The organism is Pectobacterium sp. CFBP8739, assembly GCF_013449375.1.
Lineage (GTDB): Bacteria > Pseudomonadota > Gammaproteobacteria > Enterobacterales > Enterobacteriaceae > Pectobacterium.
Genome location: NZ_JACDRR010000005.1, coordinates 619108 through 632033 on the forward strand (window position 1 = coordinate 619108; position 12926 = coordinate 632033).

General features: G+C 52.6%; 10 protein-coding genes. 7 read left to right on the forward strand and 3 right to left on the reverse strand.

All coding sequences use genetic code 11. The features are described 5' to 3' along the window. Positions 1–61: 61 nt before the first annotated feature. The 4 genes from cydD (at position 62) to infA (ending at position 4638) form a co-directional block, all read left to right on the forward strand. Complete coding sequence (gene cydD, locus H0247_RS03535; protein WP_180741266.1) at positions 62–1828, forward strand: cysteine/glutathione ABC transporter permease/ATP-binding protein CydD; 1767 nt, start codon at positions 62–64, stop codon at positions 1826–1828. Further along, complete coding sequence (cydC, locus tag H0247_RS03540) at positions 1828–3567, forward strand: cysteine/glutathione ABC transporter ATP-binding protein/permease CydC (RefSeq protein ID WP_180741267.1); 1740 nt, start codon at positions 1828–1830, stop codon at positions 3565–3567. Before cydD ends, cydC begins: the two co-directional genes overlap by 1 nt. A gap of 34 nt (positions 3568–3601) precedes the next feature. Beyond that, positions 3602–4306 (forward strand): leucyl/phenylalanyl-tRNA--protein transferase, encoded by a 705-nt coding sequence (gene aat / locus H0247_RS03545; protein ID WP_180741268.1) that lies wholly within the window; start codon positions 3602–3604, stop codon positions 4304–4306. A 113-nt stretch (positions 4307–4419) separates the two neighbouring features. Further along, a complete protein-coding gene (gene infA / locus H0247_RS03550; protein WP_002211347.1) occupies positions 4420–4638 on the forward strand; it encodes a translation initiation factor IF-1 in 219 nt (72 codons plus the stop codon). Positions 4639–4800: 162 nt separating this feature from the next. Here the strand turns inward: infA and clpA are convergent, their stop codons facing one another. After that, positions 4801–7074 (reverse strand): ATP-dependent Clp protease ATP-binding subunit ClpA, encoded by a 2274-nt coding sequence (clpA, locus tag H0247_RS03555; RefSeq protein ID WP_180741269.1) that lies wholly within the window; start codon positions 7072–7074, stop codon positions 4801–4803. A 29-nt stretch (positions 7075–7103) separates the two neighbouring features. Continuing rightward, complete coding sequence (gene clpS / locus H0247_RS03560; RefSeq protein ID WP_039349158.1) at positions 7104–7424, reverse strand: ATP-dependent Clp protease adapter ClpS; 321 nt, start codon at positions 7422–7424, stop codon at positions 7104–7106. A 417-nt stretch (positions 7425–7841) separates the two neighbouring features. On the opposite strand from clpS, the gene cspD reads away from it, so the two are divergent. Beyond that, positions 7842–8063: a cold shock-like protein CspD gene (cspD, locus tag H0247_RS03565; protein ID WP_010306383.1), complete on the forward strand. Its 222-nt coding sequence runs from the start codon at positions 7842–7844 to the stop codon at positions 8061–8063. A 112-nt stretch (positions 8064–8175) separates the two neighbouring features. Here the strand turns inward: cspD and H0247_RS03570 are convergent, their stop codons facing one another. Further along, positions 8176–9840, reverse strand: a complete 1665-nt coding sequence (locus H0247_RS03570) for an ATP-dependent endonuclease (RefSeq protein ID WP_180741270.1) — start codon at positions 9838–9840, stop codon at positions 8176–8178. Between the two features lie 296 nt (positions 9841–10136). On the opposite strand from H0247_RS03570, the gene hcp reads away from it, so the two are divergent. Next, a complete protein-coding gene (gene hcp / locus H0247_RS03575) occupies positions 10137–11789 on the forward strand; it encodes a hydroxylamine reductase (protein WP_180741271.1) in 1653 nt (550 codons plus the stop codon). 96 nt (positions 11790–11885) lie between these two features. After that, positions 11886–12893 (forward strand): NADH oxidoreductase, encoded by a 1008-nt coding sequence (gene hcr / locus H0247_RS03580; protein ID WP_180741272.1) that lies wholly within the window; start codon positions 11886–11888, stop codon positions 12891–12893. Positions 12894–12926: the final 33 nt, after the last annotated feature.

Sequence of the window (12926 nt, forward strand, 5' to 3'; positions counted from 1 at the left end):
CAGTTACATAAGAGTTATTTTCTGTTAAGTCCATTTCTGCAATATAACGAACTGGTGCCTGATGAAAAAAACCAGACAGCAAGAACTGACCGCCTGGCTGAAACAGCAGAGTAAGCTGGCGCAACGTTGGCTACGGATTTCACTGCTGCTTGGATTCCTGAGCGGTGCATTAATCGTGGCACAAGCCTGGCTATTAGCGACGCTGCTTCATGCTTTGATCATCGAGCATGCTCCCCGTGAATCCCTGCTCTCACCCTTCATTCTGCTGATCGCGACCTTCATTCTACGTGCGCTCAACAGCATGTTACGCGAGCGCGTCGGTTTTCTGTGTGGACAAGCGGTGCGACAGCAAATTCGTAAGCTGGTACTGGACCGACTTCAACAACTTGGTCCTGCCTGGATTCAAGGCAAACCCGCCGGCAGTTGGGCAACGATGATTCTTGAGCAGGTTGATGATATGCAGGATTATTACGCCCGCTACCTGCCGCAAATGTATCTTGCCGCACTGATTCCGTTACTTATCTTAATCACGATCTTCCCACTCAATTGGGCTGCGGGCTTGATTCTGTTTTTGACTGCCCCACTCATCCCGCTTTTTATGGCACTGGTCGGTATGGGGGCGGCAGATGCAAACCGACGTAACTTTCTGGCGTTGGCACGCCTGAGCGGACATTTCCTCGATCGCCTGCGCGGCATGGAGACGCTACGCCTGTTCTATCGCGGTAAGGCTGAAACCGAACAAATCCGCCACGCGTCCGAAGATTTCCGTAGCCGTACGATGGAAGTGCTACGCATGGCGTTTCTCTCCTCGGGCGTACTGGAGTTTTTTGCCTCCATTTCGATTGCCGTCGTCGCCGTCTATTTCGGTTTCTCTTATCTCGGGGAACTGGATTTTGGTCATTACGGCATGGGAGTGACGCTCTTCGCCGGCTTCCTCGTATTGATTCTGGCGCCGGAATTTTTTCAGCCTCTGCGTGATCTGGGTACGTTTTATCATGCCAAGGCTCAGGCTATCGGCGCAGCAGAATCGCTAGTGACCTTTTTAGCCGAGGAAGGTGAAACGGTAGGCTTTGGCACTCAAATATTCAGCAGCGATACCGCCATTGCTATTCGGGCGGAAGATCTGGTTGTCCTCGCGCCGAATGGCACACCGCTAACTCAACCGTTGACGTTCGATATTCACGCAGGCGAGCGTATCGCGCTAGTCGGCCTCAGCGGCGCAGGAAAAAGTTCGCTGCTTAATGCACTTCTAGGATTCCTACCCTATCGCGGATCACTGACCGTTAACGGTCAGGCTTTAAACACGCTAACGCCTGAATCATGGCGTAAACAACTGAGCTGGGTTGGGCAAAATCCCCATTTACCGGAGCAAACGCTGCACAGCAATATTCTGCTGGGCAACCCGCAGGCCAGTATTGTGGAGTTACAGCAGGCGATTGAGCGTGCCTATGTGCAGGAATTTTTACCACAACTTCCACAAGGGCTGGAGACCATGATCGGTGATGGCGCTGCGCGCTTGTCCGTCGGGCAGGCACAGCGCGTCGCTGTTGCCCGTGCGCTGATCCATCCTTGCAACTTATTGCTGCTGGATGAGCCATCAGCCAGTCTGGATGCCCATAGCGAAGAGTTAGTTATGACGGCGTTGAACGAGGCCGCACGCCACCAGACCACGCTGCTGGTCACGCACCAGCTCACGGATATCACCGAATATGACGCGATTTGGGTAATGGATGGCGGCCGATTAGTCCAACAGGGTGACTATCAAACACTCCGAGCCGAAACAGGCCCCTTCGCGGCACTGCTGGCACAACGACAGGAGGCGCTGTAATGGCTCAGAGAAAAACGATGCAGGTATTAAAACCGTTTCTGGCACTCTACCGCCAACACATCTGGCGCTTAAGTTTGGGCATTGTGCTGGCTATTGCTACACTACTTGCTAGCATTGGCCTGCTTGCCCTCTCCGGATGGTTTCTGGCGGGGACCGCATTGGCAGGAATCGTCGGGCTAGTTACCTTCAACTATATGTTGCCTGCCGCAGGTGTGCGGGGTGCGGCGATTGCGCGCACGGCTGGGCGCTACTTCGAAAGGCTCGTCAGCCACGATGCCACCTTCCGCGTTCTGCTGCGCTTACGTGTTTTCACTTTCTCTCGCATTCTGCCGCTCTCTCCGGGTGGGCTGGCGCAATTTCGTCAGGCTGAATTGCTCAATCGGCTGGTGGCGGACGTGGACACGCTCGACCACCTCTATCTTCGCGTGATTTCCCCCATCGTCAGCGCATTCGCCGTCATTCTTATCGTCTGTTACAGTCTGAGCTTTATTGATGCCTCATTGGCGTTGACGCTTGGTGCCATCATGCTGGTGCTGTTGTTATGTCTGCCGATTCTGTTTTATCGGGCAGGAAACGGTATCGGGCAGGACTTGACCGCGCTACGGGCGCAATACCGCCTCCAATTAACGACCTGGCTACAAGGTCAGGCGGAGCTGACTGTCTTCGGCGCACTCGATCGCGTCCGCCAGCAGTTGGCGCTGGTGGAAATTAACTGGTTACGTCGTCAACGCCAGCAAGCCAATCTGACTGGCCTGTCTCAGGCAGTCATGATTCTGTGCAGCGGTCTGACCGTTACCCTGATTCTGTGGCTGGCAGCAGATGGCATTAACGGTAATCCACAGCCCGGCGCGTTGATTGCCCTGTTCGTGTTTGCCTCGCTTGCCGCCTTCGAGGCGTTGGCTCCCGTCACGGTGGCGTTTCAGCATATGGGGCAAGTTATTGCCTCCGCCGCTCGGGTCGATCAAATCATTCGTCAGCCCGTTGACGTGACGTTTCCTGAGCATGGCCCAGAAACGTCACGCGAGGCCTCACTCGTCCTCTCACATGTGGACTTCACTTACCCCGGCCAGCCACAGTCCGTGCTGCAAAACATTTCTCTTTCCATTAAATCAGGCGAACATCTGGCGCTGCTGGGGCGCACGGGGTGCGGAAAATCGACGCTCTTGCAACTGCTGACTCGGGCATGGAATTGTGAATACGGAGATATTACGTTGAATGGTCATCCCCTCGCTGACTGGCGGGAAGAGGATCTCCGCACCATGATGAGTGTGGTACCACAGCGTGTGCATATTTTCAGCGCAACACTGCGTGATAACCTATTGTTGGCCGCACCGACGGCTCGGGACGAAAAGCTGGCCGAGGTATTACAGCAGGTTGGGTTAGAAAAACTGCTGGAAAACGAAGGACTGAATGCCTGGCTGGGCGAAGGCGGTCGACAGCTGTCCGGTGGCGAGCAGCGCCGTATCGCGTTGGCACGCGCCTTATTGCACGACGCACCGCTCGTTCTATTGGATGAACCGACTGAAGGGTTGGATGCGGAAACCGAAAAGCGTATTCTGCAACTGCTCCGTCAGCACTGTGCCGATAAGACGCTGATCGTCATCACTCACCGGTTATACGGCTTAGAATCGATGGATCGCATCTGTATTCTGGATGATGGTAAAGTGATCGAACAGGGGAGCCATCAGGACTTAATGGCACAACAAGGTCGTTATTGGCAGTTCCGCCAACACGTTTAGGGCAAACTCGGTTGAAACACAACGTTTGAAAAACATGCGCCTATATCAGCTATCGTCCCAATCGCTTCAGTTTCCTGATCCGAATCATGCGCTAGATGACCCCAACGGCCTGCTGGCCGTTGGCGGCGATCTCTCAGTATCTCGGTTAACAGCGGCTTACCGCCAGGGCATTTTCCCCTGGTTTTCCCCCGGTGAGCCGATCTTATGGTGGTCTCCAAATCCACGCGCGGTCCTGTTTCCTGATGAACTCCATGTCAGCCGCAGTATGAAAAAATTTCTGAAGCGCCATACGTTTCACGCGACGCTGAATCAAGCCTTTGATGATGTCATTCACGCCTGCGCGCATGAACATCAGGACGGCACCTGGATTACGTCGGGTATTATCTCAGCCTATCGCCAGCTTCATCAGGCCGGAAAAGCCCATTCCGTCGAAGTATGGCAGGATGACAAACTGGTTGGTGGATTATATGGCATTGAGCAAGGAAGATTATTTTGCGGCGAGTCGATGTTCAGCCGCACGGATAATGCGTCAAAATACGCGCTGCTGGCATTTCAACAGCATTTTATTCACCACGGTGGTGAGCTGATCGATTGTCAGGTGTTAAACGCTCATACGGCTTCTCTGGGCGTGAGTGAAATATCCCGCGATCGCTTTCTGCAACTGCTTTCTCAGTTTCAGGATCTTGATGTCGATGATGGCTGTTGGCTACCCCAACTGCTCGCCAAACCGACACTATAATAGAGAAAAGTGGGTAAATAACGCCCCAAACGTGAACGCTTCTTTACATAATGTCGGTTTTTCGGCATTATCTTGCGGTTAAAAAATAAAGGTAGTTAGACCTAGAGGATTCGATGGCCAAAGAAGACAATATTGAAATGCAAGGCACCGTGCTTGATACGCTGCCCAACACCATGTTCCGCGTTGAATTGGAAAACGGGCACGTGGTTACCGCTCATATCTCCGGTAAAATGCGTAAAAACTATATCCGCATCCTGACGGGTGACAAAGTCACTGTAGAGTTAACCCCGTACGACCTGAGTAAAGGCCGCATTGTCTTCCGCAGCCGTTAACCGGTTCGCTCATCGCTGAGCACAGCGATATATGAGGATGTGACTCCTTCCCAGCCCTTCCCTTCATGGCAAGGGCTTTTGTTTTTGGAGAGCGTCTGGCAAAGGGATGTAAAAAAGGGATGCCTTAGCATCCCTCATTTAGATAACAGCATACAATATCGATTAATTAACGCTTTCCGCTTTCCGCTTCTGCGCGCTCTTGAAGCCGTACGTCAGTTGTTGTGTTTCTTTATCCAGTTTTACCGTGACAGAGCCACCGTCTACCAGCGAACCAAATAGCAGTTCGTTAGCCAGCGGTTTCTTGAGGCTTTCTTGCATCACGCGTGCCATCGGTCGAGCACCCATCGCTTTGTCGTAACCTTTTTCTGCCAGCCAGTTACGTGCTTCCTCACTGACTTCCAGCGAGACGCCCTTCGCATCCAACTGAGCCTGAAGTTCCACGATAAATTTATCGACAACCTGCTGGATGACGTCAGTAGACAGATGGTTGAACCAGATAATGCCATCCAAGCGATTACGGAATTCCGGCGTAAATACCTTCTTGATCTCTTCCATCGCATCACTGCTATTGTCCTGATGGATGATACCGATAGATTTACGCTGTGTTTCTCGCACGCCTGCGTTGGTGGTCATGACGACAATCACATTACGGAAATCCGCTTTGCGGCCATTGTTGTCCGTCAGCGTACCGTTATCCATTACCTGCAACAGCAGATTAAAGACGTCAGGATGCGCTTTCTCGATCTCATCCAGCAGCAATACCGCATGAGGATGCTTAATCACGGCATCCGTCAGCAGGCCGCCCTGATCGTAGCCCACATAGCCGGGAGGCGCACCAATCAAGCGGCTAACCGTATGACGTTCCATATATTCGGACATATCAAAGCGCAGCAGTTCAATATCCAGCGCTTTAGCTAGCTGTAACGTCACTTCCGTCTTACCGACACCAGTTGGACCAGCGAACAGGAAGGAACCGACCGGTTTACGCTCCTGCCCCAGCCCTGCACGGCTCATCTTGATAGATTCAGACAGCGCTTCGATAGCCTTGTCCTGCCCGAACACCAGCATTTTCAGGCGGTCGCTGAGGTTTTTCAGCACATCACGATCGCTGGCGGAGACGGTTTTTTCTGGAATACGGGCAATACGGGCGACAACGGATTCGATGTCACTCACATTAACCGTTTTCTTACGCTTGCTGGCTGGCACCAGACGGCTGCGAGCGCCCGCTTCATCGATCACATCAATCGCTTTATCCGGCAGGTGACGATCGTTGATATATTTCACCGCCAGTTCTACCGCTGCGCGAATTGCTTTCGACGTATAGCGAACATCATGGTGAGCCTCATACTTCGGCTTCAGGCCATTAATGATTTGTATGGTTTCTTCCACGCTCGGTTCAGTAATATCGATTTTCTGGAAACGACGCGCGAGCGCCCGATCCTTTTCAAAGATATTACTGAATTCCTGATAGGTGGTTGAACCGATGACGCGAATTTTTCCGCTAGAAAGCAGCGGTTTAATCAGATTCGCAGCATCAACCTGACCACCGGACGCAGCACCCGCGCCGATAATCGTGTGAATTTCATCAATGAACAGAATACTGTTTTTATCCTGTTCGAGCTGTTTCAGCAGCGCCTTGAAACGTTTTTCAAAGTCACCGCGATATTTGGTGCCCGCCAGCAGCGCACCGATGTCCAGCGAGTACAGCGTGCACTCTGCCATCACTTCCGGTACATCACCCTGCACAATACGCCAGGCCAGCCCTTCAGCAATCGCAGTTTTCCCCACGCCGGATTCGCCGACTAGCAACGGGTTGTTTTTACGACGGCGGCACAATACCTGAATCGTGCGTTCCAGTTCTTTATCCCGGCCAATGAGCGGATCGATACCGCCAACACGAGCCAGCTGATTCAGATTGGTGGTGAAGTTTTCCATACGATCTTCCCCTCCTGCCTGTTCTTCATTGACGGGATTTTCAGGGTTCGGCGCCTGATCGGTTTCTTCTTTACGCGTGCCGTGAGAAATAAAGTTCACCACATCCAGACGGCTGACGTCATGCTTACGCAGCAAGTAGGCAGCCTGAGATTCCTGTTCACTAAAAATCGCGACTAGAACGTTGGCGCCGGATACTTCGCTGCGGCCAGAGGACTGCACATGGAAGACGGCGCGTTGGAGTACGCGTTGGAAGCTGAGCGTTGGCTGAGTCTCTCGCTCGTCGTCACTTTGCGGTAATGTTGGTGTGGTCTGCTCAATGAACGCTTCCAGTTCCTGGCGCAGCGCAGCTAAATCTACCGTGCAGGCTTCCAGTGCTTCACGGGCGGCTGGGTTACTGAGCAGAGCTAACAGCAGGTGCTCCACGGTCATAAACTCGTGTCGGTGCTCACGCGCTCTGGCGAAAGCCATGTTGAGACTGAGTTCCAGTTCTTGATTGAGCATAGGCACCTCTCCCAATAAATCGCCTGACTTCAGGCTTTTTCCAGCGTACAGAGCAGCGGGTGCTCATTTTCTCTGGCATAACGATTGACTTGTACGACCTTGGTCTCAGCCACTTCAGCACTGAATACGCCACAAATCGCTTTACCCTGATAATGCACGGTTAACATAAGCTGCGTGGCACGTTCAATATCATAAGAAAAGAACTTTTGCAGAACGTCAATAACAAATTCCATCGGGGTGTAATCATCGTTATTTAACACCACGTTATACATGGAGGGCGGCTGCAATTTTTCTTTCTGCTTATCGGCGGTCAGGCTCTCAGATTGTGACCACGTACTGTTGTTTCCCATTCTCTATCCACATCATGTAACGAATATCGCAACCCGCGACATTGGTCTGTTATTCCCAATAGATCCGAGAAGCAGGAAATGGAGCCTGCGACTTGAAAGATGACGGGTACTCTACATTTACAGTATCACGTCTACTTTTTATTTTACCACCTGAGGAATTAAATGGTTCCTGGAAAGTAAAATTCAAGGCCTGTAACCGATATCTTAAGTACGCAACACGATCGTCGGTTCATCAATAGCGTTATCTGCATCAAACTTTGACACACTCCCCTCAACACCTCGCGGTGGATCGCTTGACGCCGGGATCGATTTCACTAAAGTGTACGAATGAATTGATGAGGTTTTAATCAATTCATTCGTAGTAACCAAATAACCACACCTTACTGAAAAGAATACTCTTGCGAAGGATGTCAATGCATGGAGACAGGTACTGTTAAATGGTTCAATAATGCCAAAGGGTTTGGTTTTATCTGTCCAGAAGGGGGGGGTGACGATATCTTCGCGCACTACTCAACCATTCAAATGGATGGCTACCGGACTCTGAAAGCCGGACAGGTTGTCAGGTTTGATGTTCATCAAGGGCCGAAAGGTAATCATGCCTGCCTGATCGTCCCGCAAATCGCCGAGGCCGCATCCTGACTCTTTTTATTCCCGACTCGTTTACTCAGAACACCTACGCTAAACCGTAAATGACGATAATACGATAAATGCCGTTCACGACACTGAACGGCATTTTTATTTCTGTATCACGCTAATCAGCACGCCCGCGAGCCAGCCACAGGACGCGGGAAAACATGCTGCGAATAAGCGGCGGAATGGCATCGCTGCCCATCGCCGCGGCTTCCATCGCCACCTCAATCGCCAGATCGGGTTTGGATGAACGATGAATAGCCTTGATGATAATCTTGTGCATCGAGAGTGGCACCTTCTCCGGTAACTGCGCGGTGCGGTGATAAACGTGACTGAACCCCTCACGATACATATAGTGTTCCATGTCCGATGCAGGTAAAACAGTCAGATGATCACGTTCGCTCTCGTCCTGAGCGGTTAGCATGCTTTTCGCCGTTGCGGCATACTTTTTCCCCGCGTCGTCGCCATCGACCAATACATGCCATTCAATCCCCATACGTCGTGCGAACCTCAGTAATGGCCGAAGTCCGGACTGGGCAAACTCAATAACCTTCACGCCTTCCGCTTCAAAATGATGCCCGCATTGGCGTGCGAGTTCATTTAGCATCCAGACTTCTGTTTCCCCTTCCACCAGCAGCCAGCAGCGCGCGAAGAGTGAAGAAGGCCGATTCATGCGAATATGAAACGCAATGCGCCGGCTGTCTTCCGCACTCATGCCCTGACGACCAATACGGTATGTCGCAACCCTTGAAGACTCCCGCACCAGACGGCATACATGCTCCATCGGCACCAGCGACAGCAACTCTCCCGAGTTCGTTGTCGTGACTTTCTGGAGCGGCAACTGCACCAGAAGCCCCCAGGCAACGGACAGCATAATCGGGTGCAGGCGGGTTTCGGGGTCTTCAATCAGCAAGAGCGGACGGGCATGCGGATCCAGCGCCACCGATCCTTTCGCCTGCAACAGCGTAGAAAACAACTCCAGCAGGATAATGCGGCGACTGCGGCTATTCGGGTCAGCAATCAGACGGTTGATGTTGTCCAGCGATCGCCACGACTTACCGTTGTGCGCTCGCGCATGACGATGGTGGCGTCGATCGTTACCCGTAGCATTTTGCTCGGAAAAATAGTGCTCCAACAGTTGCCGCATCGCCACCAGACCATGACGTAACTCTTTATCCGTCAACTTCTGCGGATTTTGTGCCAGTTCGCGCATCAGTTGCTCAAACTGCTGAGCCAGCTTTTCATTATTATTATCTAACGTCGCTGCCAGCGTCCCAGAACGCAGGCGCCGCATAAAGCGCGCATCGCGTAGCCGCAACACCGGATGCAGACGAATAATCTCTCTGGCCAGTTCATCAATATCATCCAGCGGTATCGGGTGCCCGTCGGCGTCCAGAAAGCTGCGCCAAGTAAAAACCGACTGGCTTTCGTCCACTTCCCCTTCCAGCCGATAGAAAATGCGATACAGCGATGCCTCGCCTTCCACCCACACAGGGCTAAGCGAGCGGTAACGTGGGGATAAATGGTGGCCGGGTGCGGTTTCACAAAAGGTGAAAATAATCTGAAGATGCTTTTCCCGACTATTTTCATCCCCCGGCGTGAAGTGAAAATCCTGCCGATCAAAATGATAAAGCGGTAACGTTGGTGCCAGTAGCAGTGAGAGCGCGTCCAGCAGGCTTGATTTCCCCCAGGCGTTTTCACCAATCAGCACATTATTTTCGTCCAGCATCAACGACAGACGATTGATTCCTCGAAATCCCAGGATTTCAATACTTTCCAGATGCATCCTTCTCTCCTGTAGCGGCTGCCTGCGGTTTTCTGCTGCCATCGCGTGTTCTGCTGTCATCGCGAGTAGTGTAGATCATCTGACTATCGCGCATGTTGTCGCATTCCACGAGAAAACATTATTTTACTCAATGGTCACATTTTGTTCCTTAATTGAGAGTGATTTTCATTGCCCACCACCAAAATTGCGCGAGATCAAATTTACCTAAAGTTGCAGTAAAAAAGCCTTTTTACCTGCCTCGGCTGACACTATGCTTAAACAAGCATTTAAAATGCAACTTAAAAAAGGAAGTCATTATGTTTTGTGTGCAATGTGAACAAACGATTCGTACCCCTGTTGGAAACGGCTGCTCTTACGCGCAGGGCATGTGCGGCAAAACCGCAGAAACCTCCGACCTGCAAGACCTGCTGGTCGCTGTGCTGCAAGGGCTTTCTGCCTGGGCGCTGAAAGCGCGCGAACTGGATATTATCGATCACGCGGTAGACAGTTTTGCACCACGCGCCTTCTTCTCTACGTTGACCAACGTAAACTTCGATTCCCAGCGCATTATTGGCTACGCACAGGAAGCCATCACACTGCGTGAGTCTCTGGCCGTTCGCTGCCGTCTGCGCGATGCCACCGCGACGGTGGATCACCCCATGGCAACGTTGCAACTGGCTGGCAACGATATTCCGACCTTATTGCAACAGGCGGCGGATTTTGCGCTGGACAGTGATAAAGCTATCGTCGGCGATGATATTCACGGCTTGCGCATGCTCAATCTCTACGGCCTGAAAGGTGCCGCAGCCTATATGGAGCACGCTCACGTTCTCGGTCAGTACGATGACGCGATCTATGCCGAATATCATGCCTTCATGGCATGGCTGGGCACACAGCCATCCGATGTTGATACCCTGCTGAACAACGCAATGGGCATCGGTAAAATGAATTTCAACGTCATGGCGATCCTCGACCGGGGCGAAACCGACGCTTACGGTAACCCACAGCCGACCGCCGTTAACGTCCGTCCGATTGCGGGTAAAGCCATTCTGATTTCCGGCCATGACCTGAAAGACCTGCGCATGTTGCTGGAGCAAACCGAAGACACGGGCATCAATATTTATACCCACGGCGAGATGTTGCCTGCACACGGTTACCCAGAGCTGAAAAAATTCAAGCATCTGGCAGGCAACTACGGCAGCGGCTGGCAGAACCAACAAACCGAATTCGCCAAATTCCCTGGCGCAATCGTCATGACCTCTAACTGCATTATCGATCCAAACGTTGGTAACTACGGTGACCGCATCTGGACGCGCAGTATCGTTGGCTGGCCGGGTGTGAACCATCTGGAAGGCGACGATTTCAGCCCAGTCATCGAACAGGCACAGGGTCTGGCGGGTTTCCCATACAGCGAAATCGAGCACATGATCACCGTTGGCTTTGGCCGTGAAACCCTGCTGAGCGCGGCTGATACCGTGATCGATCTGGTCGCGCAGAAAAAACTGCGCCACGTTTTTCTGGTTGGCGGGTGCGACGGTAGCCGTGAAGAACGTAGCTACTTCACTGATTTCACGCTGAACGTTCCACAGGACTGCCTGATCATGACGCTGGCCTGTGGTAAATACCGTTTCAACAAACTGGATTTCGGTACGCTGGAAGGCCTGCCGCGTCTGCTGGATGTCGGCCAATGTAATGATGCCTACTCCGCCATTATTCTGGCCGTCAAACTGGCAGAAAAACTGGGCTGTGGCGTGAACGACCTGCCGCTGAGCCTGGTACTGTCCTGGTTTGAACAGAAGGCGATCGTCATTCTGCTCACCCTGCTGTCTCTTGGCGTGAAGAATATCTATACCGGGCCGACGGCGCCGGGCTTCCTGACGGACAACCTGCTCGCCATTCTGAACGAGAAATTCGGTATGCGGGCGATTACCACCGTTGAACAGGACATAAACACCATTCTGGCAGCGTAATGAATTAAGGCGGACGACGTATCGACAGTCATCACATGACGTCCCAGCGGCGCACTTCCCAATGCGCCGCAAATCCGTTTCTTTTGGAGAATAACAATGACAATGCCGACACCGCTTTGTTCTAACCGCATGCAGGTGCATTCCATTACTCAGGAAACGCCCGATGTCTGGACGATTTCACTAGTTAATCATGATTTTTATCCGTACCAGCCGGGTCAGTATGCGTTGGTCAGCATTGCTAACAGCGCGGAGACGCTGCGGGCTTATACGATTTCTTCTTCACCGGGACTCAGCCGCTTTATTACCCTGACAGTAAGAAGGCTGGACGACGGTATCGGTTCCCGCTGGCTGACCCAAACGCTGAAAGTCGGCGATTACCTGTGGCTGTCCGATGCGCAGGGCGAATTTACCTGCACCAACGCGGTCAGCGATCGCTATCTGATGGCGGCGGCAGGCTGTGGCGTCACGCCGATTATGTCGATGTGCCGCTGGCTGCTGGCCAACAAACCGCAAACCGACATCCACGTGATTTTCAACGTGCGCAATCCGTTGCAGGTGATTTTCGCCAGCGAATGGCAGGATCTGGTGCAGCGTTATCCGCAACAGCTACATCTGACGCTGATGGCGGAGTTTGACGCCGCTCCCGGTTTCCTCGCCGGACGTATCAGCAGCGATCGGTTAGTCGAACAGGTGCCGGATATCGCCAGCCGTACCGTGATGACCTGCGGTCCAGCCCCCTACATGAATCAGATAGAAACCCTGAGCCAGCAGCTTGGCGTTGCCTCAAACCGCATCTTCAAAGAACAGTTCCGCCCGGCAGATGAAGCGCTGGATGAAGATGCCGATCAACTCACATTGACCATCAGCCGTCCGCTGAAAAATCTGCGCGTGTCGGTCGGTCTCAGCCTGTTGGCCGCACTGGAAGCCAATAAAGTACCGGTTGTCGCCGCCTGCCGCGCCGGTGTTTGCGGGAGCTGTAAAACCCGCGTGCTATCCGGTCATTACACCACGACGAGTACCATGACGCTAACACCAGCCGAGATAGAACAGGGCTATGTTTTGGCCTGTAGTTGCCAGTTGCAAGGCGACACCGTTCTGGCCTGATATACCCGCGTTTTACCCCCTTCTGTCCGGTAG

Bases quoted from the DNA above. Each gene is read 5' to 3' on its own strand.
- cydD (WP_180741266.1), top strand. From the start codon at position 62: ATGAAAAAAACCAGACAGCAAGAACTGACCGCCTGGCTGAAACAGCAG.
- cydC (WP_180741267.1), top strand. From the start codon at position 1,828: ATGGCTCAGAGAAAAACGATGCAGGTATTAAAACCGTTTCTGGCACTC.
- aat (WP_180741268.1), top strand. From the start codon at position 3,602: ATGCGCCTATATCAGCTATCGTCCCAATCGCTTCAGTTTCCTGATCCG.
- infA (WP_002211347.1), top strand. From the start codon at position 4,420: ATGGCCAAAGAAGACAATATTGAAATGCAAGGCACCGTGCTTGATACG.
- clpA (WP_180741269.1), bottom strand. From the start codon at position 7,074: ATGCTCAATCAAGAACTGGAACTCAGTCTCAACATGGCTTTCGCCAGA.
- clpS (WP_039349158.1), bottom strand. From the start codon at position 7,424: ATGGGAAACAACAGTACGTGGTCACAATCTGAGAGCCTGACCGCCGAT.
- cspD (WP_010306383.1), top strand. From the start codon at position 7,842: ATGGAGACAGGTACTGTTAAATGGTTCAATAATGCCAAAGGGTTTGGT.
- H0247_RS03570 (WP_180741270.1), bottom strand. From the start codon at position 9,840: ATGCATCTGGAAAGTATTGAAATCCTGGGATTTCGAGGAATCAATCGT.
- hcp (WP_180741271.1), top strand. From the start codon at position 10,137: ATGTTTTGTGTGCAATGTGAACAAACGATTCGTACCCCTGTTGGAAAC.
- hcr (WP_180741272.1), top strand. From the start codon at position 11,886: ATGACAATGCCGACACCGCTTTGTTCTAACCGCATGCAGGTGCATTCC.